At 68.1% G+C, this 25085-nt stretch carries 25 protein-coding genes and 1 riboswitch; of the genes, 11 read left to right on the top strand and 14 right to left on the bottom strand.

Features of this window, described 5'->3' with window-relative positions; all coding sequences use genetic code 11:
* Positions 1 to 92: 92 nt before the first annotated feature.
* The 5 genes from zapE (at position 93) to EV643_RS18035 (ending at position 4573) form a co-directional block, all read left to right on the top strand.
* Positions 93 to 1121 (top strand): cell division protein ZapE, encoded by a 1029-nt coding sequence (gene zapE / locus EV643_RS18055; RefSeq protein ID WP_133801251.1) that lies wholly within the window; start codon positions 93 to 95, stop codon positions 1119 to 1121.
* Between the two features lie 190 nt (positions 1122 to 1311).
* Positions 1312 to 1842, top strand: a complete 531-nt coding sequence (locus EV643_RS18050) for a hypothetical protein (RefSeq protein WP_133801250.1) — start codon at positions 1312 to 1314, stop codon at positions 1840 to 1842.
* Positions 1843 to 2003: 161 nt separating this feature from the next.
* Positions 2004 to 2729 carry a hypothetical protein gene (locus EV643_RS18045; protein WP_133801249.1) on the top strand — a complete coding sequence of 242 codons (726 nt, stop codon included), beginning with the start codon at positions 2004 to 2006 and terminating at the stop codon, positions 2727 to 2729.
* Positions 2730 to 2797: 68 nt separating this feature from the next.
* A complete protein-coding gene (locus EV643_RS18040; RefSeq protein WP_133801248.1) occupies positions 2798 to 3667 on the top strand; it encodes a PPK2 family polyphosphate kinase in 870 nt (289 codons plus the stop codon).
* A gap of 105 nt (positions 3668 to 3772) precedes the next feature.
* Positions 3773 to 4573 (top strand): hypothetical protein, encoded by an 801-nt coding sequence (locus EV643_RS18035; RefSeq protein WP_133801247.1) that lies wholly within the window; start codon positions 3773 to 3775, stop codon positions 4571 to 4573.
* A 92-nt stretch (positions 4574 to 4665) separates the two neighbouring features.
* Here the strand turns inward: EV643_RS18035 and EV643_RS46915 are convergent, their stop codons facing one another.
* Both EV643_RS46915 and EV643_RS18025 read right to left on the bottom strand, forming a co-directional pair.
* The gene (locus EV643_RS46915; RefSeq protein WP_370452302.1) at positions 4666 to 5757 is read right to left on the bottom strand and encodes a Clp protease N-terminal domain-containing protein; all 1092 of its coding nucleotides are present in this window, start codon (positions 5755 to 5757) and stop codon (positions 4666 to 4668) included.
* On the bottom strand, positions 5757 to 5984 hold the full coding sequence (locus tag EV643_RS18025; RefSeq protein ID WP_202869604.1) for a ribbon-helix-helix protein, CopG family: 228 nt from the start codon (positions 5982 to 5984) through the stop codon (positions 5757 to 5759). The genes EV643_RS46915 and EV643_RS18025 overlap by 1 nt, the downstream gene beginning before the upstream one ends.
* Positions 5985 to 6230: 246 nt before the next feature.
* On the opposite strand from EV643_RS18025, the gene EV643_RS18020 reads away from it, so the two are divergent.
* Complete coding sequence (locus tag EV643_RS18020; RefSeq protein ID WP_133801246.1) at positions 6231 to 6599, top strand: hypothetical protein; 369 nt, start codon at positions 6231 to 6233, stop codon at positions 6597 to 6599.
* Between the two features lie 65 nt (positions 6600 to 6664).
* On the opposite strand, the gene EV643_RS46720 is transcribed toward EV643_RS18020, so the two are convergent.
* A complete protein-coding gene (locus tag EV643_RS46720) occupies positions 6665 to 9640 on the bottom strand; it encodes a helix-turn-helix transcriptional regulator (protein WP_166665482.1) in 2976 nt (991 codons plus the stop codon).
* 101 nt (positions 9641 to 9741) lie between these two features.
* Here EV643_RS46720 and EV643_RS18010 point away from each other — a divergent pair, with 101 nt between their 5' ends.
* On the top strand, positions 9742 to 10503 hold the full coding sequence (locus EV643_RS18010) for an aminoglycoside 3'-phosphotransferase (protein ID WP_166665481.1): 762 nt from the start codon (positions 9742 to 9744) through the stop codon (positions 10501 to 10503).
* Here EV643_RS18010 and EV643_RS18005 read toward each other — a convergent pair.
* Positions 10470 to 10850 (bottom strand): alcohol dehydrogenase catalytic domain-containing protein, encoded by a 381-nt coding sequence (locus EV643_RS18005; protein ID WP_255513007.1) that lies wholly within the window; start codon positions 10848 to 10850, stop codon positions 10470 to 10472. The genes EV643_RS18010 and EV643_RS18005 overlap by 34 nt on opposite strands.
* Before the next feature lie 98 nt (positions 10851 to 10948).
* Positions 10949 to 11326, bottom strand: a complete 378-nt coding sequence (locus EV643_RS18000; protein WP_133801244.1) for a DoxX family protein — start codon at positions 11324 to 11326, stop codon at positions 10949 to 10951.
* Between the two features lie 109 nt (positions 11327 to 11435).
* Here EV643_RS18000 and EV643_RS17995 point away from each other — a divergent pair, with 109 nt between their 5' ends.
* Positions 11436 to 11957 (top strand): MarR family winged helix-turn-helix transcriptional regulator, encoded by a 522-nt coding sequence (locus tag EV643_RS17995; RefSeq protein WP_133801243.1) that lies wholly within the window; start codon positions 11436 to 11438, stop codon positions 11955 to 11957.
* 93 nt (positions 11958 to 12050) lie between these two features.
* A complete protein-coding gene (gene solA, locus EV643_RS17990) occupies positions 12051 to 13199 on the top strand; it encodes an N-methyl-L-tryptophan oxidase (RefSeq protein WP_133801242.1) in 1149 nt (382 codons plus the stop codon).
* A 184-nt stretch (positions 13200 to 13383) separates the two neighbouring features.
* Here the strand turns inward: solA and EV643_RS17985 are convergent, their stop codons facing one another.
* The 6 genes from EV643_RS17985 to EV643_RS17965 are packed head-to-tail and all read right to left on the bottom strand — an operon-like array spanning position 13384 to position 18973.
* A complete protein-coding gene (locus EV643_RS17985) occupies positions 13384 to 14166 on the bottom strand; it encodes a sirohydrochlorin chelatase (RefSeq protein ID WP_133801241.1) in 783 nt (260 codons plus the stop codon).
* On the bottom strand, positions 14163 to 15461 hold the full coding sequence (locus tag EV643_RS17980) for a sulfate adenylyltransferase subunit 1 (protein ID WP_133801240.1): 1299 nt from the start codon (positions 15459 to 15461) through the stop codon (positions 14163 to 14165). Before EV643_RS17980 ends, EV643_RS17985 begins: the two co-directional genes overlap by 4 nt.
* The gene (gene cysD / locus EV643_RS17975) at positions 15461 to 16417 is read right to left on the bottom strand and encodes a sulfate adenylyltransferase subunit CysD (protein WP_370452315.1); all 957 of its coding nucleotides are present in this window, start codon (positions 16415 to 16417) and stop codon (positions 15461 to 15463) included. The genes EV643_RS17980 and cysD overlap by 1 nt, the downstream gene beginning before the upstream one ends.
* Positions 16418 to 16455: 38 nt before the next feature.
* Positions 16456 to 17142, bottom strand: coding sequence for a phosphoadenylyl-sulfate reductase (locus tag EV643_RS17970; protein WP_133801238.1), 687 nt, complete (start codon positions 17140 to 17142; stop codon positions 16456 to 16458).
* Positions 17139 to 17288, bottom strand: a complete 150-nt coding sequence (locus EV643_RS44180; protein WP_166665480.1) for a hypothetical protein — start codon at positions 17286 to 17288, stop codon at positions 17139 to 17141. Before EV643_RS44180 ends, EV643_RS17970 begins: the two co-directional genes overlap by 4 nt.
* On the bottom strand, positions 17285 to 18973 hold the full coding sequence (locus EV643_RS17965; protein ID WP_133801237.1) for a nitrite/sulfite reductase: 1689 nt from the start codon (positions 18971 to 18973) through the stop codon (positions 17285 to 17287). Before EV643_RS17965 ends, EV643_RS44180 begins: the two co-directional genes overlap by 4 nt.
* 401 nt (positions 18974 to 19374) lie before the next feature.
* Between EV643_RS17965 and EV643_RS17960 the strand changes: the two genes are divergently transcribed.
* On the top strand, positions 19375 to 19941 hold the full coding sequence (locus EV643_RS17960; protein WP_238165650.1) for an ArsR/SmtB family transcription factor: 567 nt from the start codon (positions 19375 to 19377) through the stop codon (positions 19939 to 19941).
* Between the two features lie 14 nt (positions 19942 to 19955).
* On the opposite strand, the gene EV643_RS17955 is transcribed toward EV643_RS17960, so the two are convergent.
* The 3 genes from EV643_RS17955 to EV643_RS17945 all read right to left on the bottom strand — a co-directional run bounded on the left by EV643_RS17955 (position 19956) and on the right by EV643_RS17945 (position 23738).
* The gene (locus EV643_RS17955; RefSeq protein WP_133801235.1) at positions 19956 to 20432 is read right to left on the bottom strand and encodes a GbsR/MarR family transcriptional regulator; all 477 of its coding nucleotides are present in this window, start codon (positions 20430 to 20432) and stop codon (positions 19956 to 19958) included.
* Between the two features lie 101 nt (positions 20433 to 20533).
* A complete protein-coding gene (locus EV643_RS17950; protein WP_133801234.1) occupies positions 20534 to 21982 on the bottom strand; it encodes a glycine hydroxymethyltransferase in 1449 nt (482 codons plus the stop codon).
* Between the two features lie 27 nt (positions 21983 to 22009).
* Positions 22010 to 22091, bottom strand: a riboswitch (ZMP/ZTP riboswitch).
* A gap of 21 nt (positions 22092 to 22112) precedes the next feature.
* Positions 22113 to 23738, bottom strand: coding sequence for an acyl-CoA dehydrogenase family protein (locus tag EV643_RS17945; RefSeq protein WP_133801233.1), 1626 nt, complete (start codon positions 23736 to 23738; stop codon positions 22113 to 22115).
* A gap of 18 nt (positions 23739 to 23756) precedes the next feature.
* Between EV643_RS17945 and EV643_RS17940 the strand changes: the two genes are divergently transcribed.
* Positions 23757 to 25034, top strand: a complete 1278-nt coding sequence (locus tag EV643_RS17940) for a YihY/virulence factor BrkB family protein (protein WP_133801232.1) — start codon at positions 23757 to 23759, stop codon at positions 25032 to 25034.
* Positions 25035 to 25085: the final 51 nt, after the last annotated feature.

The raw sequence follows: 25085 nt of genomic DNA, 5'->3' as shown, positions 1-25085 counted from the left end.
GACAGCAAACTTTCCAGTCATTCCCAGATCCCCAGCTGCCGAGGTTGGGCTGTGGGGGAGTAGGTAAGTGGGAACGTCGTAGGGTTGGCGGCATGCCGATCCGTCTGACCGAGCGCCGGCCGGAGGTCAGTCCGGACCGGTTGCTGTCCGAGTGTGTTCCGCCGCCCCGGTTCGCGCCGGTCCGGTTCGAGACCTACCGCCCGGATCCCGCCGAGCCCAGCCAGGCCGAAGCGCTCGCACTCCTGATCGAACGCGGCAACGCCCTCGCCGAACCCCGCCGTACCACCAAACCCCGCAGACTCGGCCGCCTCTTCCGTGGCCGCAAGTCAGAGCCACAAACCAAACCCGGCATCTACCTGGACGGCGGCTTCGGCGTCGGCAAGACCCACCTGCTCGCATCGCTCTGGCACGTCTCAGCCGGACCGAAGATGTACTGCACCTTCGTCGAGCTGACCAACCTGGTCGGCGCCCTTGGGATGCGCGAGGCGGTCGCTGCGCTCTCGCAGTACCGGCTGATCTGTGTCGACGAGTTCGAGCTCGACGACCCCGGCGACACGATGCTGATCTCCCGACTGCTCGGCCAACTCGTCGACGCCGGCGTCCAGCTCGCCGCCACCTCGAACACCCTGCCCGACAAGCTCGGCGAGGGACGGTTCCAGGCGAGCGACTTCCTCCGCGAGATCCAGGCCCTCGCCGCCCACTTCGACGTACGCCGCATCGACGGCCCCGACTACCGGCACCGCGGCCTCCCCGTCGCCCCCGACCCCTGGACCGACGACCAGGTCGAACGCGCCGCCGCCAACCACCCTGGCGCCTCCTGCGACCACTTCGTCGACCTGTATCACCACCTCGGCGAACTCCACCCTAGCAAGTACGGCGCATTCCTCGACGGCGTCGAAACCGTCGGCATCGTCGACATCCGCGAACTCACCGACGAGAACATCGCCCTCCGTGTCGTCGTCCTCGCCGACCGCATGTACGACCGCGACATCCCCCTCCTCGCCAGCGGCGTCCCCCTCGACCACATGTTCTCCCCGACCATGCTCAAAGGCGGCTACCGCAAGAAGTACCTCCGAGCCCTCTCCCGCCTGATAGCCCTAGCCCACACCGGCATGGCCTGACCGGGTAGGCTGCGGCGGCTTCGGCGCTGAGGGGTCCAGCGTCCCCAGTCGTCAGCAAGGAGACGTTCGCAAAGTGAGCCGCCGCCGTTCGATCTCGTCCGCCGTATTCGCCGCCGCACTGGTGGGAGGGGCCATCACCGCCACACCAGCTGAGGGAGGTCCGATGTGCACGCTGCACTCACCTGCCCGCGTGGCGATAGCCGTATACGCCAATCAGCTGACCCAGACCATGACCGGCGACTGCATCCGTGGGGTCTGGACGCTGAAGACCGCAAGCGGCAAGACGTTGGAGAGCACTGACTTCGAGAACGGCGGGATCTGGAGGGTGTCCGACAACCATCCGCTCGGCATTCAGACCTGGACGCCTGCCGGCGCCAGCGGATGGAACGGTCCGGTGCCACAGAACACCCTCAAGGTGGATATCCGGCTCGGTACCGGCGCCTGGATCTCGTCGTCCCGCAAGGGCGCTGTCGTCACACTTACCGGGACGGCACTGCTGTACTCGCAGGGCGACCACAAGTGGTTCAAGCGCTCAGCGGCCGGCGTCTTCCAATACCGCGACCGCGGCACAACCGCGTGGAAACCGCTCAAGGCGGTCCGCACGAGCTCGGCAGGAACCGTGACGATGGCGTACACCTACGCACCTACCCGCGACTACCGCTTCGCGCTGTACTCAACGCCGATCAGCTGGGACGTTGCCAGCGCTGTCACGACCCGCTGAGCGGACAACTGTTGCAGCTTGCTGCAAAATTCCAGGGCGAAACGCAGCAAATCGCTGGGCTCTTCACGATCCCGACCTCTGTATCGGTTAAGCTCCGCGCGGCAATCGGTGCTGAGGGGGGTCCCAGTGCCATCCGTGTATGACATCTAGGAGCACATCGAATGATTCGCCGTACCCTCACGGCCGCGATCGCCGCCATCGGCCTCGCCGCCGTGTCGCCGCTTGCGGCATCCGCCAGCCGTCCGTTGCCAGTGCTCCCCAAGGGCCCGGCCGCGTCGGCGCAGGCCGCTGGTACCTGCAACGTGTCCGTCCCGACCCGGGTCGCCATCAGCAGGCCGATCCTGGTTCTGCCGGGAAAGATCTCCGGTGACTGCGTCCGGGCGGGCAACAGCTCTGTCTGGGACTTGAACCACCCGTCCAAGGGCTATCAGAACTTCATCGGCTGGGACGACCGCGACCCGGAACTCGACGGGACCTGGTGGGTCTTCTCCGACGATGCGATCGGGAACCAGACGTTCCAGCCGGCTGGCAGCAAGAACTACAACGACGGCGTCACCTACACCCAGAACAGCGTTCCGGTGACCGTGAAGCTGGCCGCCGGTGCGTGGATCTCCTCGTCCCGCACGGCTGACGTGGTGACCCTGAAGGGCACCTCGCTGCTCTACTCCGTGTCCAACAACAACTTCTTCAAGCGGTCCGCTGCGGGTGTGTTCCAGTTCCGGGAGATCGGGTCGACGCAGTGGCAGACGTTGAAGGCGGGCGTGTGGACGAACTCCAAGGGTGAGGTCAGCATGGCTTACCGGTACAGCAAGACGCGGGACTACCGGTTCGCCCTGTACTCGACCTCGATCAGCTGGGACCTGGGCAGCGCGGCCACCCGTCGCTGACCAGCGCGTAGTACGGATCCTGCCCCGTCCTCACCGGAATGTCGGAGGGGATGGGGCAGGATGTTTCAATGGCGAAGAAGAAGGCAGGAGAGGCTGAGCCGAGCGGCAGGCTGCTGGACGCGTTGCGGGTGCCGGCCGGGGCGGTCGACCTAGGCAAATTCGACACGCGGGCGGCGACCGGGTTCAGCGGTACCAAGGAAGAGGGCAAGGTCGCGCTGGACGCGCTCGGCCCCGAGGTATCTGACTTCCAGGAACGCCTGTACGCCGAGGGTCGCAAGGGCAGCCGTCGTTCGGTCCTGCTCGTGCTGCAGGGGATGGACACGTCGGGCAAGGGTGGCGTGATCCGGCATGGCGCGGGGCTGATGGATCCGCAGGGTTTGCGGATCACCTCGTTCAAGGCACCGACGCCGACCGAGAAACGGCGTGGGTTCCTCTGGCGGATCCGGCAGGCGCTGCCGGGGCCGGGACTCGTCGGGATCTTCGACCGGTCGCACTACGAGGACGTACTGATCGCCCGGGTGCGGAACCTGGTCGCGCCACCGGTGTGGAACCGCCGGTACGAGCAGATCAACGAGTTCGAGGCGGAGCTGGCCGAGCAGGGGATCACGATGCTGAAGTGCTTCCTGCACATCTCGTCCGAGGAACAGAAGCTGCGCCTCGCGGCCCGGCTGGACGACCCGACCAAGCACTGGAAGTACAACCCCGGTGACGTCGACGAGCGGGAGTTGTGGCCGGCGTACACCGAGGCGTACGAGGCCGCGTTGGAGAATTGCAACGGCCCGGCAGCACCCTGGTACGTGATCCCGAGCGACCGCAAGTGGTACCGCAACTGGGCCGTCACCACCCTCCTCCTGGAAACCTTCCGCGACCTCGACCCCCAGTGGCCCAAGGCCGACTTCGACATCGAAGCCGAAAAGACCCGCGTCGCCGCCGACTGATCAACCGCCCTACAGCGGAACGACGGGCGGACGTACGAACGTCGTACACCCGGGTGGAACCCACACTGCGGGCTGCGGCGGCTGGCCGTTCCTGGGGAGGCGAACGTGCGACGGTTGCTGAGGTGGGTGCTCGTCGTCGGTCCGTGCCGGTTGTATCTGGCGGGTGAGGCGAGTGGTGGGTCTGTCCCGTGGGCGTTCATGGGTGGGCTGCTCGGTGTGGCCACCGCCTCGGGTGGACTTGGGGCGCTGGTCGCGCTGTTGGCGGGCGCAGATCCTGGTGATGTGTTCTGGCAGTGGGCACTGGTTGGCCTCGGCGCGGTCTTGGCGTGGAGCGTGTACTGCCTGCTCTTCCTCGTCGGCCTGTGGGTGAGGGGGCGATCGCCCCGATCGGTCCGCGGTGTCCGGCCGGCTGCTGATGAAGCGTCCGGCGCCGGACGATCCGTGAACGACGGGTGGCGTCGGGCAGGTCGGGATTCGTTGGTGCCGGGGGCGCTGGTGGGGTTCTTTTGTCTGCTGGCGCTGATCGGTTTTGGCGGCAGTGTGGTCGCGGGCTACGAGGAGCGGCAGTACGACGGACAGACGGCCGTGGTCATCGCTGAGGTATTGCGGTACGACGACGGCTGGTGGGGGATGGGGGATCGGAAGCTCGTCGTGCGCTACCCAGCAGGCGGCCAGGTCCTGACTGGAGCGGTAGCTGCTGACGAGTTGGGAGACGACGTCGCCGTACCGGCTGTGGGTGGGGCACTGGAGGTGGAGTGCCTGGTGACTGACCCGCGGCAGGTACGGCCCGCCGGAGCCAGCGAACAGGCGGCGGGGGATGTCGACTTCGGCCGGATCTTCGGGGGCGTGTCTGCTGGGCTGGGAATGCTGGCGGCGATCGTGTGGCTGGTCGAACGGCGGCGCTGATTTCGGGGAAGCGTTGCGGCGGTTGTGGGGCGGCCGCTCCAAAGTTGAGGTCCGAGGCGTGGCGGCCCTCGGCGGGCGCGTGACCGACGGATTCAGGTGTCGGGGTCGATGTCGTGGGTGCGGAGTTTGGCGCGGAGGCGGGTTACCTCCTTGCGGAGTCGGGTGGATTCTTCGCGGAGGTCGGCGGTTTCCGAGTGCAGGCGTTCGTTCTCGTCGAGGAGAGCGGTGAGTTCGGTGACGAGGTGGCGGTGGCGGATGTGCGGGCTCCGGGCGTAGGTGCCGCTGTGCTCGGCGTCTTCGGTGAGGAACCCGTGGACGGCGTCTTCGGTGCGCTGGCGGAGGTCGGTCTCAGCGGTGATCTGGCGACGGAGGCGGACGGGGTCGGCGCCGAGCTTCGCAAGAGCCTGTGCGGCGACACCTTTGCCCTCGGCGATCAGGCCGAGCAGGATGTGTTCAGGGCGGAACTCCTCGCTGCCGAGGATTCGGGCCTGGGTGCGGGTGAGTTCGAGGACCCGTTTGGTGCGGGGAGTGAACGGGAGGTGGTCGCCGGGCGCGGTCTGGCCGGGGCCGATGATCTCCAGGACCACGGTTCTGACCGCGGCGGCTGTGATGCCGGCCTCGGCGAGGTGTTTGGCCGCGGTGCCGCCTTCGTCGATCAGGCCGAGCAGGATGTGTTCGGTGCCCACGTAGTTGTGACTGAGCAGCCGTGCCTCTTCCTGCGCGAGCACGATCGCGCGGCGGGCGGAATCGCTGAACAACTCGAACATGGCGTCCTCCTTGTCGCCGACTGCTTCGAACCAGACCGGTCGCGAACGTTCACTGAGCACAGAGCGGATGAAGTCGGCGATCTCCCACCGTCCGAAGCGGCCGTCGGCGACGCGGTCGAAGAGGTCGTCGAGGTCCGCGCCCGGTTCAAGGCGAAGATCGAAGCCGTTGAGCCCGAGGAACTGCAGCAGCACGGCCAGTGCGACGAGCCGGTTGTCCCGCTCGAACGGCTGCTCCCGGACCAACCCGACGAATAGCACCGCCGCCGCTTCGGGTACCTCACCCGGGTTGTGGGCTCGGGCGGCGGTGAGGGCACGGTCGATCGCGTCGAGATCTGTACTGCGGACGACTGCGCCCGCGTCGATCCGGAGGACCCGGGCCGCGACCGCCAGCACGTCGTACAGGTCGAGGTGGACCATCAGTCGTCCTGGCGGAGCCGGCGGAGGGTTTCCTCGTGCCGGACGAGGTTCTCCTCCAGGAGCTTGCTGAACCGGCGGTCGGTACGGCGCTGCTCGACCAGGGCCGCGATCGCCTCGCGGGCGACGTCGGAGACCGAGCGGCCTTCGACCTGTGCGATCGCCTGCAGTCGCTCGGCCAGCTCGGGATCGAGTCGCAACAGGATGTTCTTCGTCGCTTCCTTCGCCATGGCTAGCAAGATATCACGATATCTGCGTGATCCGGACCATCCTCCTGGCCATCGCCGACGGCATTCTCGGCACCGGCGGCTGCACGACATCGACAGGAGTAGGTGGTGGGTTTGGTCTCCACCGCGGAATCTGAGGGGGTTGGGCCGGCGATCTGAGGGGGTGAGCACGATGTGGCGGCGCAGCCTGCGCGCCGACTGTGGAGGAGAGCGGCGGTCGCCGCCGTAAGGCCTTCAAGGGGAGGAATCATGAACCGCAGGTACTCAGCCCTCGCAGTATCCGCACTCGTGCTAGGCGCTGCCTCGCTCACCGCGATCGAAGCGTCGGCCATGCTGAAAGACCCGGGGTCCGGAACCAAGTCCCCGGACGCGCGGGTCCAGGCGTACGACTGGCCGGACGAAGGGTCCGGCTACCCGGGGTTCGGGGACACGACCCCGGAGTACAACTACCCGCAGTACAAACTCGACGTGCCAGCGTCGCCTACCGATCGGGTCCAGGCACCGGTGGACGACGCCGGGGTCGAGGCCCTGCAGGCGGGCGCCTCCGCGCTCGGTGGTGCGGGCCTCGCGTTTTGTGGCCTGTGGCTGTACCGGCGTAGCCACGCGCCGGCCATCTAGGCGGGTCGACGTATCTGCGCGCCCCCGCAGGTACGGCGGGTCCGTGTCGGAAGCTGGCCCGATCGTCAGCTGTCGCGGTGGACGGCCAAGCGTTCGGCGATAGCTGCCGCTTCCACGCGGGTCGAGGTGCCGGTCTTTCGGAGGATGTTGGAGACGTGCACGCTGACGGTCTTGTCGCTGATCACGAGTTCCTTCGCGATCTCGCCGTTGGAGCGTCCGGCCACCAGGAAGGCCAGGATCTCTCGCTCGCGGGCGGTGAGGCCGGCGAGCGCGGCTGGTGGTCTAGGCGTGTCCGCGATCGGGACGGGTTCGCGAAGGGTGACGCGTGCCATCCGTGCGAGCGATTCGACCTGCTCCTGCAATGGTCGGGCCCCGAGCTCAACAGAAGTCCGGTGGGCCTGCCGCAACAGCTCGCTCACGTCCGAGCCGGCCGACCCGGTGGCGATCAGAGCGTTGGCACAGCGCAGGCGCGACACGGCGGCATGCCACGGAGCACCAGCGGCGCTGCACTTCTCGATCGCCTGCTCCCATCGCGCCGCCTCATCGGATTGCCCTCGGCATCGGGCGACCTCGGCGTCGAAAAGCGCTGCGTGCATAGCTTGGATGTCGACGTCCGGGCCTGCCTTGAAAGGTCCCCGTGGCCAGCGTCCGAGCACTGCATCGAGAGTGGACACGGCCCGCGCGACGCTGTCGGTGTCACCGGTATCTCGACCAGCCACCGCGAGTTCGGCCGCGGCGTTTGCGAGGGCCACGAGGAGGTGGTCGTCGTAAACGCCGGGCATGCCTTCCGGAGCGAGCCGAGCCCGGATCCACTCGAGCGCCTTGCGCGGTTCACCAGTCGCCACGAAGACCTCCGCACCAGCCAGGGATATGCGCATGCGCAGTCCCGGGAAGTCCACTGAGATCAGCTCCAGCGCCCGATCCAGGTGCTGCCTGGCTTCAGCCAAACTCCCCAACCTGACGGCCAGTTGAGCCGCGACCAATCGAACCGCTGCACCGGGAATGGTTCCGCAGCGCGCGGACAACGCCTCCCGCAGTAGATCGCGACACTCCGGCCAGCGTCCCGAGAACAGCATGCCCTCAGCTGCCAAGGAGGCGAGATAGTAGCCATAGTGCGCTGATCCCGCCCGGAGCACGTCCTCGAACGCTGTCAGGGCGACATCCGTGGCCTCGTGGACCAGTCCGAACTTCAGCAGGCCAAGCACCCGCCAGTTCGCAGCTCTCTCAAGTTGCGCACTGTCGCCGCACAGCCGCGCAAGCCGGTCCGCTTCTGCCGCGTCCTTCATCGAGGACTCGACATCGTCGAGGCTGAAGTGGACGCTCGCGCGGACATTGAGGGCGCCAGCGAGCGCCACTTGCGCCCCAGATCTGCGAGCGACCTGCACGGCTTCCTCCGCGTGGCTCGCGGCCTCGGGGTGCATACCGTCCCACATCTCGGCGTCAGCCAAACTCGCTAGCGCGTGGGCACGCTGAGAGCTGTCATGAAATGGCTCAGTCAGCTCAACGGCTTCGAGGATCTCCTTGACAATTGCCGTCCCCGGAGCCGAGCGCTCCCATCTGTATTCGCTCAACGCCCCAAGCAGGGTGCTCGCCAAGAGGGGCTCGCGATCCCGCTTCACGAGGCTCAGCGCTTGTTCGAGCTGGGCGATGGCCGCATCGATTCGTCCGGCTCTCTCGCAAGCCTGGCTGGCTCGGAACAGGAGATCGACATGCTCGGCCGGTGTCCCCCGGACATCCAGGGAGACCGCGTTCCACAACGAACAAGCACGCTCCAGATTTATGGCCTCCTCAGCAGAGGCATGCAGACCTGCGGCATGGTCCGCCGCCATGAGTGACCACTGGAAGCTCTCGTCAGTCTGTCCGGCCCGCTCATTGTGAACCGCCAGGTCTGCCGCCGCACTTCCGCGTAACTCGTCGGGCAGGGACTCGAGCCCACCGATGTAGGTCGCGTGGACGCGAGCAGCTTCGCCCGGCGGCATGGTGTCGTACAGGACCTCTGCCAGCAGCGGGTGGCGGAACCACTGTCGTCCCTCGTCATCTGGGCGCAGTACGCCGTGGTCCTGGGCCTCGGTCAGGCAACCGGGTAGCTGGGCGGGGTCGACGCCGTGCTTTGCAACCACCTCAGTCAGCACCGCGAACTCGGTCGGACGGCCGCTTACGGCGAGCACGCGGGTGGCCTGGCGGGCCGGGGCTGAGAGGCCGTGCCAGCTGGCCAGCAGCGCATCGCGTAGCGCGGCCGGCGCGGTCGCCGGCAGGTCTGCCTCGGTCCCCGACAGGCCGTGGACCATCAGCTCGGTGAGATAGGGATTCCCGCCGGAGCGCTCGTGCACTTGGGCCGCGAACCCGACGTCCGTCGTGCGTCCCAGCAGACCTTCGAGCTGGGCCTCCGTCCCTGCGAGGTCGAGCCGGTCGAGATGGATTTCGGTGAACAGTGGCATCCGCCGCATGTCCGCGAGCCAGCCGTGCAACGGATGGCCCTCACCGCGGTGCTCGTCCCGACACGTCGCGAGCAACGCAATCCGCTGCTCGCGGAACCCGGTGATCAGATACGCGAGCACGTCCAGCGAGGTACTGTCCGCCCAGTGCAGGTCGTCGATCACGACCACGACCCGATGTCGGTCGGCGAGACGGTTGACGACCAGGTCGATCAGGGGCAGCAGCCGTCCAGGCTGTCCCGTGGGCGTATCACCCAGCCCCATCGCCGGCAGCAATACCGCGAGGTCACCGGCGCCGGCCAGCACTTCCGCGCGAGTCGCCGCGTCAGTCCGCGCCAGCCATGCCTGCAACGCGCCGATCACCGGCGCGAACGGGACCGATGCCTCGCCAAAGTGCACGCAACTGCCCCACAGCACCTCGGTCTCGTCGCCAAGACCTTCACACACCTCGCGAACCAGCCTGGTCTTGCCCACGCCGGCCTCACCGTGCACCACCACCGCGCACGGGTGTCCGCCCGCGGTCCCCTCCAAAGCACTCGCGAGAAGTTTCTGCTCGGCCGCCCGGCCGGCAAGCCGACGATCCGGCCCTACCGCCGCTGTCCCCACGAACTCAGTGTCCACCGCCCGGTTGCGGGTCACTCCAGATCGTGACGAACTGTCCGTTCACCGGACTCAGCGGCTGCCGCGGGGACTGCTGTAATTGGCTGGTGTTGACGGGCGAGTGGGTGCCGGTGACGAGCGGTGAGTCGGATACCAAGGTGTACCGGCGCGGCGACGGCGCGGCGTACGCCAAGGTCGCTCCGGCGAGCGGGATCGACGCATTGCGGGGCGAGCGGGATCGAGTCGCGTGGCTCGCCGGAACCGGGATCCCAGGTGCCGAGGTGCTCGAGTGGTCCGAGTCCGGCGACGGCCGCGCGTGCCTGGTGACGTCCGCGGTGGCCGGTGTTGCCGCGGTTGAACTGCCGCCGGATGCTCGGCCCAAGGCGGTGGAGCGGCTAGCTGGGATGCTTCGGCGGCTGCACGACCTTGACGTCGCGGCCTGCCCGTTCGTTCGTCCGTTGGGCAGCGTGTTCGGCCAGGCGGAGGACGTCGTACGGCGGGGTGCGGTGAATCCGCAGTTCCTCAGGGATGAGTGGCGACGGGAACGGCCGGAGGACCTGCTCGCTCGCCTAGAGTCCGAGTTGCCGTATGCGGAGGAGCGGGCGGCCGGTGATCTCGTGGTTTGCCATGGCGACGCGTGCCTGCCGAACTTCCTCTTCGACCCGGACTCGCTCGAGATCACCGGCCTGATCGATCTAGGTCGGCTGGGCGTCGCCGACCGGTACGCCGATCTCGCGCTGACCGCGGTCCAGCTCGTCGACGAGTGGGACCTCGATCCGGCCGGCTTCCTCACCGCATACGGCCTGCCGGATCCCGACCGGCGCCGCCTCGACGTCTACATGCTGCTCGACCCGCTCACCTGGGGATAGGGCTCTGGGCTGATGGCGTCAACGGCAGCGACCGCGGCAGCGCCGGCCAGCGGAAGCGCGGCCGCGGTGACGAAGTCCAGCTCGGCCGGCTTGACCGTGACGGAGGCAGCGGGCAGGAGCGCGTAGTCCGCGAGGGTGCCGGCCTGGACCGGGGGCGCGAGCAGCACATGGCCGAACACCTCGTCGCCGACCTGTACGTGGTCGACACCGGCACCGATCGCCTCGACCACCCCGGCGGCGTCACGGCCGAGGACGAGCGGGTACTCGTGCGACAGCATCGCGGCCATCATCCCGGCGGCGATGGCGTTGTCGATCGCGTTCAGCCCGGCCGCCTTGACCCTGACCAGAACGTGGCCGTCGGCAACCTCCGGGGTGGGCAGCTCGGACAGTTGCGGCTGCTCACCGGCGGCCGGGACGTGCAGTGCGCGCGTGATTTCTCCGGGTTTCAGTTGAACGAGTAAGGGCCGAAGCGGCCCCAGACGACGAGCGCGGCCAGGACGAGGATCACCAGGTTGACGGCGATCATCGGGAACTCCTTGCGGCGGGTGTGCGTGAGCGCGGCGCCGGCCATGATCAGCACCAGACCGACCGCGGCCAGCGGAACCAGTACCGGCACGATGTCGACAACGGCGGGCAGGATGAGGCCGATCGCCGCGAGGATCTCCAGCCCGCCGATCAGCTTGACCGTGTTCGCGCTGAAGTCGGCCGTCCACTCCATACCCGACGCGGCGAGCTTCTCCTTCGGCTGGCTGACCTTCATCAGCCCGGCTGCCAGGAACGCGGCGGCGAGCAGGCTCGCGATGATCCACAAGACGACGTTCATACGGGCGGTTCCTTCATGAGTTGAGTTCAAGCGTTAACTCAAACCTAGCTTCGATCAGTTAAAGGTGCAAGTGATGGGATCGTCGATCGTGAAGCTATAGTTGGGCGGTATGGGGACCGAGGAGGAGCCGCGCTGGCTGGATGACGAGGAGTGGCCCGCGTGGGTCGCACTGGCCAGCATGCTGGTGCGGCTGAACTCGGCGCTGGACGCACAGCTGCAGCGCGACGCCGGTATGAGTCACTTCGAGTACGGGGTGCTCGCAGCTCTGTCGGAGGTTCCGGAGCGCACGTTGCGGATGAGTTCCCTCGCGATGTTGTCCGATGGGTCGTTGCCGCGGTTGTCGCAGGTCGTCGGCCGGCTGGAGAAACGCGGCTGGGTCCGCCGTACGCCCGATCCCACCGATGGTCGCTACACCCTGGCGATCCTCACGGACGACGGCTGGGCGAAGCTCGTCGACACCGCACCAGGACATGTCGGGGCAGTCCGGCAGTACGTGTTCGACTCGTTGACCAGGGCCCAGGTCCGGCAGCTCACCAACATCGGCAACCGGGTCGCCCAAGCCATCGACCCCGGCGCACCCTGCCCGACAGAGCTGCGCAGCCGAAGCGCCGATTCCCAGCCGCTCCGCTGAATCGCGGTAGAGCCGTCAGCACCGCGGGCCAGCGTTGGTTCCGCGGGTTGCGGGCCAGGTTTGGTACTGCGTGTCGCGGGCTAACGTTGAGCGGTGGCCATCAGCAAAGACGTTGTCGTGGTGGGGTTGGGGGCGTTCGGGTCGGCCGCGTTGTGGCGGCTGGCGGGACGCGGGGTGGACGTCGCGGGGATCGAGCGGCAGGGGATCGGGCACCACCTCGGCTCGTCGCACGGGGCGACGCGGTTGTTCCGGATTGCTTGCCTTGAGCATCCAGGGCTGACCCCGATCGCGCAGCAGTCGCTGGCGTTGTGGACCGCGCTGGGGGAGCGGACGGGTGAGGTGTTCGTCCGGCAGAGCGGGTGCCTGAACGTCGGCGCCCCGTATTCACGCGCGGTCCGCGGAGCGATTGCGGCTGCGTCGGCGGCCGGCGCACCGATCGAGGAGTTGGGACACGACGAGCTTGCCGCGCGGTATCCGCAGTACGCCGGGCTCGGGGCGGACGATGTCGCGGTCTGGGATCCGGGCGCGGGGATCTGTTATGCCGAGCCGATCGTGCGTGCTCAGGTCGCTGAGGCGGAGCGGCTCGGCGCGGCGGTCTACCCGCACACGATGGTGACTGGGGTCGAGTTGGTCGACTCTGGGGTGGTCGTGAGGACGCCGACCGTCGAGTTCCGGGCTCGTCAGGTGGTCGTGTGTGCGGGTGCATGGCTGGGGAAGCTGGTCGGGGATCTGCCGTTGTCGCCCCGGCGGACGCCGCTGTACTGGTTCCGGGCGAAGGATTCGGGGGAGTTCGATCTCGGCCGGTTCCCGGCGTTCGTCTGGAAGCGTGAGGGCGCGCACTCGCTCTGGGGGCATGGGTCCGGGGACGGCTTCGGGGTGAAGATCGGGCTCGAGCACCTGGAGACCGAGGCTGGTCGGGTGGTGGTCGATCCGGACGAGGTGGATCGCTACATCCACCTGAGGGCGGACGTGGATGAGCTTGCCGAGACCGTGGCGGACGCGTTCCCGGGGCTTGAGCCGCGGCCGGAGAAGGTGCTGCCGTGCATGATCACCGATTCCCCGGACGGCCAGTTCCTGGTTGGCCGGCCGGGTGAGGATCCGCGGTTGGTGATCGCGGGTGGCGACAGCGGGCATGGCTTCAAGCACGCGGGCGGTCTCGGCGAACTCCTCGCTCAGCTGACCGTCGACGAGAGCCCGTACTGCGACGCGACCTTCCTCGACCCCAACCGCTTCACGCGCTGACGTGCACATCTCGACATGAGGTAGTCGGCTCGGCGGCAGGCCGCCCCGCCTGAGAGCAGGGAAAACTGGCCGCTGAGACCCACTACCTCCAGTCGAAATGCACGCAACCAGGCAGGCGGTCGCCCAGAGGAGGGGTTGGGATGGGGCCGGCCGCAGGGGTGTTGGCGGCCGGCCCCCTACGTGATCAGGCCGTGCGTACCAGCTGGGGGCGAGGAGCTGGGGCGGCCAGGGTTAGGAGGTCCAGACCGGCTACTCCGTAGCGGAGGAGGACCAGGCGGGCGACTTCGGCGCTCACGCCGAGGGGGCGGGAGACGGCGACGGCGCCGGCCTTGCGGGCGGTTTGCTCAGCCGTGTCTGGGAGGACGCCCGGGGCCAGGAAGAAGGAGCCGACAGCAACGTGGCGGCGGCCCTCGAGACGCCACTGGAGGACGGCCTCGGCCGGGCTCGGTGACGCGGCGGTGGTGAAGGCCGCGGTGACCGGGAGCTTGTGCCGCTGACCCCAGAGGCGGGCCAGCCGGGACACGGCCGCGTTCGCCTGCGAGTCGCTGGACCCGGCGCAGGCGAGCACCAGGGCGTCGAGTTCACGCACCCGGCCGTCCTTGAGCTCGGCCCGCATCCGCCGGTCGAGCACGTCCAGCAGCGTCTCGTCGTACCCGAGCACGTCGGAGGCGATGATCCGCAGGTCGGGGAACCGGGACCGGGCCTCGTCCACGACGGCCGGGACGTCGACCCGGGCGTGGAAGGCGTTCGACAGCAGCAGCGGCAGGATGACGACCTCTTCGACGCCTTCGGAGCCGAGTTTGCCGATCACCTGGTACGGCGTGGGCGGGCAGTGGTCGAGGAAGGAGGCTTCGATCCGCAGGTCGTCACGCAGCTCGCGCAGGCACTTCACGAGCGAGTGGACGGTGGCGGCCGAGCGCGGGTCGCGGCTGCCGTGGGCGAGGATCACAAGTGCTGGAGCGGTCACAGCGGTTCCCCTTCTTCGTGGTCGATCATGCCGGCCGCGAGGGTCCACCCGTCGTGGGCGTCGATCAGCAGGAACGATCCGGTGATGTTGTTGCTGGTGTACGGATCGGCGGCCAGCGGTGCGGCGATCTTGAGTTGCACCTTGCCGATGTCGTTCAGTTCGAGCCCGGTGGCGTCGATGACTCCGAGCGTGTCCAGGTCCAGGGCGCCGCTGATCTTGGTGACGATGGCCTGGGCGGTCGTGGTGGTGTGCTTGATCAGCAGCCGGGCGCCGACGGTCAGCGGGCGTTCGGACAACCAGCACACGGTGGCGGACAGTTCCCGGCGGGTGCCGGGAGAGGCGTCGGCCGCGACGATGACGGAACCGCGGGCGACGTCGATGTCGTCGGCGAGCCGCACGGTGACGGCCTCACCGGCGACAGCGGACGGGCGCTCGGCGACGGCCGTGGAGGTGGCGGTGACCACCGCGCGGTCGATCCCGACGATCGAGGTACGCCGGCCGGCCGGCAGCACGATCACCGGGTCACCCACCGAAACGGTGCCGGAGGCAACGGTCCCGGTGTAGCCGCGGTAGTCGCGGTACTCGTCGTCGGTCTGCGGCCGGATCACGTACTGGACCGGGAACCGCAGCGGTTGACCGGACACGTCGATCCGCCCGGACGCGTTCTCCAGGAACTCCAGCAGCGTCGGCCCGTCGTACCACGAGGTCTGCTCGGACCGCTCGACCACGTTGTCACCGACCAGCGCGGAGACCGGGATCGCCTGGACATCAGCGATCCCGAGCTGGTCGGCGAGTTGATCGACGTCCTTGGCGATGCCCTTGAACACGGCCTCGTCGTAGTTGACCAGGTCGATCTTGTTGACGGCCAGTACGACGTGCGGCACGCGGAGCAGGCCGGCCACGGCAAGGTGCCGCCGGGTCTGCTCCAGGACACCGTGACGGGCGTCGACCAGGATGATGACCACGTCCGCGGTGGACGCGCCGGTCACCGTGTTCCGGGTGTACTGCACGTGCCCGGGGCAGTCGGCCAGGATGAACGAGCGCTTGTCGGTGGCGAAGTACCGGTAGGCGACGTCGATCGTGATGCCCTGCTCGCGTTCGGCGCGCAGGCCGTCGGTCAGCAGGGCGAAGTCGAAGTCGCCGCCACGTGCTTCGGAGACCGTCTTCACGTGCGCGATCTGGTCGGCGAGGATCGCCTTGCAGTCGTGCAGCAGCCGGCCGACCAGCGTGGACTTGCCGTCGTCGACCGATCCAGCCGTGGCCAACCGAAGAAGGGTGTGCTCAACCGTGCCCATCAGAAGTACCCTTCCCGCTTGCGGTCTTCCATCGCGGCCTCGCTGACCCGGTCGTCGGCCCGCGTCGCGCCGCGCTCGGTCAACTCGCTCGCCGCGACCTCGACGATCACGTCGGCCGGCGTCGTCGCAGTACTGGCGACCGCGCCGGTGCAGGACATGTCGCCGACCGTGCGGTACCGGACCACCCGCTGGGTCACGGTCTCGTCCGGCCGCGGCTGCGAGTAGGGGCCAACGGCAAGCAACATGCCGTCGCGCTCGAACACGTCCCGCTCGTGCGCGTAGTAGATGCTCGGCAGGGCGATCTCTTCGCGGGCGATGTAGTTCCAGATGTCCAGCTCGGTCCAGTTGGACAGCGGGAACACCCGGACGTGCTCGCCCGGCCGGTGCTTGCCGTTGTACAGCGACCACAGCTCCGGCCGCTGGTTGCGCGGATCCCACTGGCCGAACTCGTCGCGCAGGCTGAAGATCCGCTCCTTCGCCCGGGCCCGCTCCTCGTCCCGGCGGCCACCGCCGAAGACGGCGTCGAACCGGTGCCCGTTGATTGCGTCGAGCAACGGTACGGTCTGCAGCGGGTTCCGGGTGCCGTCCGAGCGCTCGCGCAACCGGCCATCGGCGATGTAGTCCTCGACGCTGGCGACCTCGAGCCGCAGCCCGAGCGCCTTGACCGTGGCATCGCGGTAGTCGAGCACTTCGGTGAAGTTGTGCCCGGTGTCCACGTGCAGCAGCGTGAACGGCACCCCGGCCGGCGCGAACGCCTTGCGGGCCAGGTGCAGCATCACGATCGAGTCCTTGCCGCCGGAGAACAGGATCACCGGCCGCTCGAACTCCGCCGCCACCTCACGGAAGACGAAGATCGACTCGCTCTCCAGCGCGTCGAGCTCGCTCACGGTCGACCCGTTCGCGGGCGCTTCGGTGCTGACAAGGGCGGGCACGGACTCTCCGATCGTCGCGGACAAGGTAGGCAGTGCGGTAACCGGCGTTCCGATCGTCGCGGTCATGTGTGCAGCCCGCATTCGACCTTGCCCTGGCCGGCCCAGCGCCCACTGCGCGGATCCTCACCCGGTGCCACCTGCCGGGTGCACGGCGCGCACCCGATCGACGGGTAGCCGTCGTACTGCAGCAGGTTCACCAGGACCCCGTTGTCGGCGATGTAGCCGTCGAGATCGTCCTGCGTCCACGGCGCGATCGGGTTCAGTTTCACCATGTCGCGCTTCTCGTCGTACTCGACGACCTGGGTGTTCGCCCGGGTCGGGGCCTCTTCCCGCCGGACGCCGGTGACCCAGGCCTTGTAGCCGGACAGCACGCGGTTCAGCGGTTCGACCTTGCGGAGCGCGCAGCACTTGTCGGGTTCGCGGGCGAACAGGTCCTTGCCGTACTGCGCGTCCTGCTCCTCGACGGTCTGCTTCGGGGTCGCGTTGATCAGGTTGATCGGCAGCGTCGCGGCGACCGCGTCACGGGTGCCGATGGTCTCGGCGAAGTGGTAGCCGGTGTCGAGGAAGAGCACGTCCACGCCGGGGGCCGCCTCGGCCGCCAGGTGGGGGAGTGCCCCGTCTGCCATCGAAGCGGTCACCACGAGTTCGTCACCGAAGGTCTCCCGCGCCCACGCCAGCACTTCCTGCGCCGAGGCGTCGGCTAGTCGTTCATTCGCTTCCTCGGCGAGCGTCTTCAGGTTCGTACTCATTCCACCGTCACCCGCAGTCCGATCATCTTCAGCTGGAACACCCGTGCGCATGGCCGGCACTCCCAGGCGCCGTGCCCTTCCTCCGAGGGGCGGAGATCCTCGTCTCCGCAGTAAGGGCAGTACAGCGGTGCAGCACGCTCACTCATTGCAAAGCCTCCTCGTCAGCACGGACGACCCACTGGGCGAAGCGCTCGCCCTCGGACCGCTCTTTCAGGTAGTTCTGGGTGACGCGTTCGACGTAGTCGGTGAGTCCTTCCGCGGTGACCTTGTGGCCGCGCAGCTTGCGGCCGAACCCGGCGTCCAGGCCGAGCCCGCCACCGAGGTGCACCTGGTAACCGGGAACCTGCTTGCCGTCGGCACCCATCACCAACTGGCCCTTGAGGCCGATGTCGGCGACCTGGATCCGGGCGCAGGAGTTCGGGCAGCCGTTCACGTTCACCGTGATCGGCACGTCCAGGTCGGGGATCCGCTCCTCCAGCTCGTCGATCAGCTGGGCGGCCCGGGCCTTCGTCTCGACGATCGCCAGCTTGCAGAACTCGATCCCGGTGCAGGCCATCGTGTTCCGCCGCCACGCCGACGGCTTCGCCTTGAAACCGAGCGCGTCCAGCGCGGCCACCAGGGAGTCCACGCGAGACTCCTCGATGTCGAGCACGATCAGCTTCTGCTGCGCCGTCGTCCGGATCCGGTCCGACCCGTGCGCGGCGACCACATCGGCCACCTTCGCCAGCGTCTCGCCGGACACCCGGCCGACCACGGGCGCCACGCCCACGTAGTACCGGCCGTCCTTCTGCTTGTGCACGCCGACGTGGTCACCCTGTACGGCGGGAGTCTCGGGCGCGGGCCCGTCGATCAGCTTGCGCTTGAGGTACTTCTCCTCGAGGATCTCGCGGAACTTCTCGACGCCCCAGTCGGCGACCAGGAACTTCAGCCGCGCGCGGGTCCGCAGCCGGCGGTAGCCGTAGTCGCGGAAGATGCTGGTGACGCCCCACCAGGCCTCGTGCACCTCTTCGAGCGGGATCCAAGTACCGAGTCGCTGTGCCAGCATCGGGTTGGTGGACAGGCCGCCGCCGACCCACAGATCGAAGCCGGGGCCGTGTTCGGGGTGCACCACCCCGACGAAGGCGATGTCGTTCACCTCCGGCACCACGTCATGCGACGGGTGGCCGGTCATCGCGGTCTTGAACTTCCGCGGCAGGTTGGAGAACTCGTTCGTGCCGATGTACTTCTCGACGATGTCGTCGATGGCAGGCGTCGGGTCGATGATCTCGTCCGCGGCGATCCCGGCGACCGGGCTGGCAATGACGACGCGGGGGACGTCGCCGCACGCCTCGGTGGTGTAGAGGCCGACGGCTTCGAGCTTCTGCCAGATGGCCGGTACGTCCTCGACCCGGATCCAGTGCAGCTGGATGTTCTGCCGGTCGGTGATGTCGGCTGTGTCGCGCGCGTAGGTGCTGGACACCTCGGCGATCGTCCGCAGCTGCTCGGTGCTGAGCTGGCCGCCCTCGATCCGGACCCGGAGCATGAAGAACTTGTCGTCCAGCTCCTCGGGCTCGAGCGTCGCGGTCTTGCCGCCGTCGATCCCGGGCTTGCGCTGGGTGTAGAGACCCCACCAGCGGAACCGGCCGCGCAGGTCGGCGGGGTCGATCGAGTCGAAACCGCGGTGGGCGTAGACGTTCTCGATCCGGGCGCGGACGTTCAGCCCGTCGTCGTTCTTCTTGTTCTCCTCGTTCTTGTTCAACGGCTCGCGATAGCCGAGCGCCCACTGGCCTTCGCCCTTGCCTTTGCGGGGACGGGCAGGCTTGCGGGGGGCGGCAGAGGTGACGCCAGTCATCTCGGACGTGTCCTTGTCTGGTTGCGACAGGTGCGTCCGCGAGCCGAGCTCGAAGCGTCGTCGATTCGATCCGGTCTGCGGTGCACCCAGCGGTGATCGGGGGTGATCAGGGGCTCAGCGGCCTGCGGGGTGGCTGTCAGAACGTCGAAGGACAACAGATGGCACTGCGCATCCGCCCGAGGTCGACATGAATGCGACCTACGAGGTGGATGGTCATGGCAGCGCGCATGTCCACAACCATCAGCGCCAACAGCTGATAATTCAACTCCCAATCCTGCGATCTGAGACGCGATCTCACGATGCGGCTAAGTCAACCAGTCTGGTGGAGATTGATTCGCGCTCAATTCGTGATCTGCAAGAATTCTTGTGCAAGAGGTCTTGCGGTAATTAGTGTTGCCGTTGTGAGTCCTGTGAACCGCCGTACGGCGGACCCGTCGGTGATCGCCGCGATCCATCATCCACTCCGTCGCCGGCTGATCGACCTGCTCGGCGCGGACGGGCCGTCGACCGCGTCCCGGCTGGCCGCGTCGACCGGCGAGCTGGTCGGGAACATCAGTCACCACCTGAAGGTTCTCGCCGCCGCGGGGGTGATCGAGGAGGCTCCCGAGCTGGCGAAGACGCGGCGCGAACGCTGGTGGCGGACCGCCAAGGCGCCGTACACGTGGTCGTTCGCGGATGCCGGTGGAGACCCGGCCGGCGAGCTCGTCGCGGCGACCGTGGAGGAGGCGGATCTCGGTCGCCACGTGGCGAAGGTGCGGGAGTGGTTCGACGTTCGGGCCAAGTACGACGAGAGCTGGATCCGGGCCGCGTTCTCGACCGAGAGTTGGGTCACACTGACCCCATCGCGGCTCACCGAGCTCGGTGACCGGATCGGTGAACTGGTCCAGGAGTACGCCGATTCGCCGGACTCCGGTGACGATGCGAGAGCGGTCTACGTCTTCGCCCACGGCGTACCGGCCCGGCCCTGAGCGCGCCCCGCAGCCTAAGACGTGGTGGGGTGCTCCGAGCGCCAGTTCTTGATCAGTTGGTCGAGGTCGCTGTGGATGAAGGCGAAGAAGTCGGCGGCCTCGATCAGTCGGCGGCCGACCTCGGTGTCTGCACCGAAGAGGTCGGCGCCGGCTCGGCTGGAGGATTCCCATTCGGACAGCGCGTTGTTGCGGCGTTCCAGGATGGCCATGAAGACGTCGTCGCGGATCCGGTACTGGTCCTTGCGGGAGCCGGGCAGCCGTTCGCGGGTGATGAAGGAGACTTGCAGCAACTGGCGGACCGCGCCGGACACGGCCGGCTGGCTGATCTGCAGCGACTCGGCCAGCTCGGAGGCGGTCATCGTGCCGGTCGGGCTGACCAGCATCCGGCCCATCACCCGGGCCGACATGCTCGGTACGCCGCTGTTCGCGAGCACCCCGGCGAACCGTTCGACGAACTGGCTGACAGCTTCGGGAGACGGTTCCGGTGACATGTCAACACACTACTGGAATGCGATGTATCGGAAAATTGTGATCGTTGTGGGAACACGGAAGCGCCTCACCCAACCGGATGAGGCGCTTCCGCAAAAGGACGTCAGCTGAGCTCGAGGCCCGGGTACAGCGGGTGCTTGTCGAGGATCTCGGCGGAGGCCGCGTGGACCTTGTCGGCGACGCCGTCGGCGAGCACGTACTTCGCCTTCGACGGCGCCCCGGCCGAGGTGGTCGTCGGGGTGACGCTGGACAGCACGTCGACGATCAGCTCCGCGACCCGGTCGAACTCGTCCGCCCCGAAGCCGCGGGTGGTCAGCGCCGGCGTACCGATCCGGACGCCCGAGGTGTACCAGGCGCCGTTCGGGTCGCGCGGGATCGCGTTGCGGTTGGTGACGATGCCGGCGTCCAGCAGCGCCGACTCGGCCTGCCGCCCGGTGATCCCGTACGGCGAGACGTCGAGCAGCGCCAGGTGGTTCTCCGTGCCATCCGTGACGAGCTTGACGCCACGCTTCATCAGGCCCTCGGCCAGCGTGACCGCGTTGTCCGCGACGGCCTGCGCGTACGTCTGGAAGGAGGGCTGACGGGCCTCGGCGAGCGCTACCGCCTTCGCCGCCATCGTCTGGCTCAGCGGGCCACCCAGCACCATCGGGCAGCCACGGTCGACCGCGTCGGCGTACTCGGGTTGGCAGAGCACCATGCCGCCGCGCGGGCCGCGGAGCGACTTGTGCGTGGTGGTCGTGGTGACGTGCGCGTTCGGGACCGGGTCGAAGTCGCCGGTGAACACCTTGCCGGCGACCAGACCGGCGAAGTGGGCCATGTCGACCATCAGCGTCGCGCCGACCTCGTCGGCGATCTCGCGCATCTTGGCGAAATCGATCTTGCGCGGGTAGGCCGAGTAGCCGGCGATCAGGATCAGCGGCTTGAACTCACGCGCGGTCCTGGCGACCTCGTCGTAGTTCAGCAGCCCTGTCTCCGGGTCGGTGCCGTACGAGCTCTGGTGGAACATCTTGCCGGAGATGTTCGGCCGGAATCCGTGCGTCAGGTGGCCGCCCGCATCCAGCGACATCCCGAGCATCTTCTGGTCGCCGAGCGCCTTGCGGAGCTTGGCCCAGTCCTCGTCGGTCAGGTCGTTGACGTGCTTGGCGCCGGCCTCGGCGAGCGCGGGTGACTCGATCCGCTGGGCCAGGATCGCCCAGAAGGCGACCAGGTTGGCGTCGATCCCGGAGTGCGGCTGGACGTAGGCGTGCGGTGCGCCGAACAGGGCCGTCGCGTGGTCGGCGGCGGTCTGCTCGACGGTGTCGACGTTCTGGCAGCCGGCGTAGAAGCGGTGCCCGATGGTGCCCTCGGCGTACTTGTCGGACAGCCAGTTGCCCATCGTCAGCAAGGTGGCGGGGGAGGCGTAGTTCTCGCTGGCGATCAGCTTCAGCGAGGATCGCTGGTCGGCCAGTTCGGCCCTGATCGCACCGGCGATGGTGGGCTCCACCGCGCCGATCACCTCGAGCGCGTTGCGGTACGCGGCCGACGCCGCGGCAGCATCGAAGGGTTGAGTCATCGTCGTCTCTCTCCTGAGGTTGCTCGTTCGCGGCACCCAGGCGCACGGTGCCGGCGTGATTTCGCTCCCCGGTGGTTCTCCACCTCACGCGCCAGTCGCGACGCCGTAACCCTAGCGCCTGGCAACGTGATCAGAAGATGCGGTCGACTATCGGACCGAAGGGTGTCGTCCGGGGCAGGGTCCCGAACACACCACCCCAGTCGTTCGCCAGCCTGGAAGCCACGAAGGCGTCGGCGACCTCCGGGGTCGAGTAGCGGACGAGCAGAGACGCCTGCAGGCAGACGGCCATCCGCGCCGCGAGCCGGCGTGCTCCCGCTTCGGCCTCGGATACGTCGGAGAGCGCTTCGAGTACGTCGATGACGGCGGCGTCGAGCCGGGGATCCGCACCGCGGGCGGCGCCGACCTCGGTCAGCCAGGCGTCGAGCGATTCCGGCCGCCGCAGCGCCCGCAGTACGTCGAGGGCGTTGACGTTGCCGGAGCCCTCCCAGATCGAGTTGAGCGGCGACTCCCGGAACAGCAGCGGGAGACCGGACTCCTCGACGAACCCGTTGCCGCCAAGGCACTCCAGCGCCTCGGCGACTGTCATCGGGGTCCGCTTGCAGACCCAGAACTTGGCCAGCGGCAACGCGATCCGCCGGAACGCCTTGGCCTGTTCGTCCCCCTGCTCCGACGCGTCCACAGCCGCGGCGAGACGCATCGCGAGCGCGGTCGCGGCCTCGCTCTCCAGGGCCAGATCGGCCAGCACGTTCCGCATCGCCGGCTTGTCCCGTAGCAGCCCACCGAACGCACTCCGGTACGACGTGTGCCAGCTCGCCTCGACCAGGGCGCGACGCATCAACGCGGCCGACCCGAGAACGCAGTCGAGCCGGGTCGCCGCGACCATCTCGATGATCGTCCGGACCCCGGCGCCCTCGTCGCCCAGCCGGTACCCGACCGTGCCGTAGAACTCGACCTCGCTGGACGCGTTCGACCGGTTGCCGAGCTTGTCCTTCAGCCGTTGCAGGGCGAACGTGTTCCGGTTGCCATCGGCAAGGACCCGGGGGACGACGAAGCAGCTGAGACCTTCCGGCGCCTGGGCCAGGACGAGGAACACGTCCACCTGTGGGGCCGAGCAGAACCACTTGTGCCCGGTCAGCAGGTACTCGTTGCCGGTGCCGGACGGGGTGGCCGTGGTCAGGTTGGCCCGGACGTCGGAACCACCTTGTTTCTCGGTCATCCCCATCCCCGCGAGCACGCCGGTCTTCGCGGACGCGGGCAGCCGGCGTACGTCGTACTGGGTGGCGGCGAGGCGGGGGATCCAGTCCTTGGCGAGGTCCTCGGAGGCGCGGAGGGCGGGGACGGCGGCGTACGTCATGGAGATCGGGCAGCCGTGGCCGGGCTCGACCTGCGACCAGAGGTAGAAGCCGGCCGCGCGGGTCAGGTGGGGCGACGGGCGGTCGCTCGTCCATGGGGCCGCCTGCAGACCGAAGCCGACCGCCTTCTCCACCAACCAGTGCCAGGACGGATGGAACTCGACCTCGTCGATGCGGTTGCCGTAGCGGTCGTGGGTCTTCAGGACAGGCGGGTTCTGGTTCGCCGGAAGAGCCTGGGAGAGCGCTTCCTGACTACCCGCCAGCTCACCGATCCCGGTCAGGCCGGGATCGCCTTTGAGGTCCGCGTGCGGACGCAGAGCGTCACCAAGTGCCTGGTCCTGCGTGAAGAAGTTCACTCCCCGGAGTGGGGGAGCCTGATTCGTTACCGCGAATGGGTCCGCCATGTCAGTACGGTAAGCGGTATGGCACGCTCTGGGTCAGCGCACGGCGGTGGGACATCGGTCCCATTCGCCATGGTGCGGCGTATCCCCGCGACGACCTGGAAGCTGATCACCCAGACGGTCGGGGTCTGTCTGCGCTACCGGGTCACCGGGCTCGCGGCCGAGGCGGCGTTCTTCGCCATCCTCTCGCTGCCACCGCTGATCTTCGGGCTGGCCGGAAGTATCGGTTACATCGCGAGCCGGTACTTCGAGGTCGAGACGATCGAGGAGATCAAGACCCAGATTGCCGAGATCGCCGGCCAGGCGCTGACCGCCGACTCGGTCCGGGAAGTCATCGTGCCCACGCTCGACTCGGTGCTCGACGGCGGCCGGCCGGACGTGATCTCGATCGGTTTCGTGCTGGCGCTGTGGTCCGGCAGTCGCGCGCTGAACGTCTTCGTCGACACCATCACGATCATGTACGGGATGGGGGGCCGTCGTGGCATCGTCCGTACCCGCGCCCTGTCCTTCAGCCTGTACTGCGCGGCCCTGGTGATCGGCGTGATCGTTCTTCCACTGGTGCTGGCCGGTCCGGACGCTGTCAACTATGTGCTGCCGCAGCGAGTGGACTTCCTCAACCAGCTCTACTGGCCCGTGGTCACCATCCTGTCGGCGGGCTTCCTGAACACGCTCTATCACTTGTCGGTGCCGGTCCGGACGCCGTGGGTGTCGGATCTGCCGGGTGCGTTCCTGGCGTTGTCGATCTGGATCCTCGGCAGCTTCGTGTTGCGGTGGGTCCTGCAGAGCACGGTGGGCGGGACGTCGATCTACGGACCGCTGGCGGCACCGATCGCCGTTCTGCTGTGGTTGTACCTGACGGCGATCGCAGTACTGATCGGGGCGGCGCTGAACGCTGTGGTCGATCGGTTGTGGCCGCACAAGGCGCGGCAGGAGAAGCTCGCGCAGGAGCAGCTGGAGCAGGAGAGGTTGGCGCAGTCGGCGCAGGAGGGGTCGGAGCCGGTGATGAAGGCCGAGGCGGATCCGCATCACATCGCCGAGGAGCCTGGTGTCGGGGAGGAGCGGCCGGAGGTGAAGCTCGCCCGTGCGATCGAGGGGTCGGCGGGCCACGGGAAGCCGGCTCCCGCTCCCATCGACGCAGGGACGATCACGCCGGTCTCGGCGCCGGAACCCGTCGTCCGGCCGGGGCGGGAGGACGGTAAGGCTCCGCCGCGGACAGTGTCACCGCAGGAGGGGCCGTCGCGGGAGCCGGAGCGGGTCGGAAAATCTGGTGCGCCGGTCGACGGCGAAGACCTAGGCTGAGGGCATCGCGACAGTCCGTCGGAACCGACGGCAGGACAACCGAAGGGAGGC

Source organism: Kribbella caucasensis (assembly GCF_004361855.1).
Classification (GTDB): domain Bacteria; phylum Actinomycetota; class Actinomycetes; order Propionibacteriales; family Kribbellaceae; genus Kribbella; species Kribbella caucasensis.
This window is presented reverse-complemented; position numbering and strand designations above follow the sequence as displayed.

Excerpts from the sequence above, each read along its gene's own strand:
- EV643_RS17980 (WP_133801240.1), bottom strand. The coding sequence starts at position 15,461 with ATGGGCACGGTTGAGCACACCCTTCTTCGGTTGGCCACGGCTGGATCG.
- EV643_RS17995 (WP_133801243.1), top strand. The coding sequence starts at position 11,436 with ATGGGGACCGAGGAGGAGCCGCGCTGGCTGGATGACGAGGAGTGGCCC.
- EV643_RS18025 (WP_202869604.1), bottom strand. The coding sequence starts at position 5,984 with ATGGCGAAGGAAGCGACGAAGAACATCCTGTTGCGACTCGATCCCGAG.
- zapE (WP_133801251.1), top strand. The coding sequence starts at position 93 with ATGCCGATCCGTCTGACCGAGCGCCGGCCGGAGGTCAGTCCGGACCGG.
- EV643_RS17965 (WP_133801237.1), bottom strand. The coding sequence starts at position 18,973 with ATGACTGGCGTCACCTCTGCCGCCCCCCGCAAGCCTGCCCGTCCCCGC.
- EV643_RS18040 (WP_133801248.1), top strand. The coding sequence starts at position 2,798 with ATGGCGAAGAAGAAGGCAGGAGAGGCTGAGCCGAGCGGCAGGCTGCTG.
- EV643_RS46915 (WP_370452302.1), bottom strand. The coding sequence starts at position 5,757 with ATGGTCCACCTCGACCTGTACGACGTGCTGGCGGTCGCGGCCCGGGTC.
- EV643_RS17955 (WP_133801235.1), bottom strand. The coding sequence starts at position 20,432 with ATGTCACCGGAACCGTCTCCCGAAGCTGTCAGCCAGTTCGTCGAACGG.
- EV643_RS17970 (WP_133801238.1), bottom strand. The coding sequence starts at position 17,142 with ATGAGTACGAACCTGAAGACGCTCGCCGAGGAAGCGAATGAACGACTA.
- EV643_RS17940 (WP_133801232.1), top strand. The coding sequence starts at position 23,757 with ATGGCACGCTCTGGGTCAGCGCACGGCGGTGGGACATCGGTCCCATTC.
- EV643_RS18000 (WP_133801244.1), bottom strand. The coding sequence starts at position 11,326 with ATGAACGTCGTCTTGTGGATCATCGCGAGCCTGCTCGCCGCCGCGTTC.
- EV643_RS44180 (WP_166665480.1), bottom strand. The coding sequence starts at position 17,288 with ATGAGTGAGCGTGCTGCACCGCTGTACTGCCCTTACTGCGGAGACGAG.
- EV643_RS18045 (WP_133801249.1), top strand. The coding sequence starts at position 2,004 with ATGATTCGCCGTACCCTCACGGCCGCGATCGCCGCCATCGGCCTCGCC.
- EV643_RS18020 (WP_133801246.1), top strand. The coding sequence starts at position 6,231 with ATGAACCGCAGGTACTCAGCCCTCGCAGTATCCGCACTCGTGCTAGGC.
- EV643_RS17950 (WP_133801234.1), bottom strand. The coding sequence starts at position 21,982 with ATGACTCAACCCTTCGATGCTGCCGCGGCGTCGGCCGCGTACCGCAAC.
- EV643_RS17945 (WP_133801233.1), bottom strand. The coding sequence starts at position 23,738 with ATGGCGGACCCATTCGCGGTAACGAATCAGGCTCCCCCACTCCGGGGA.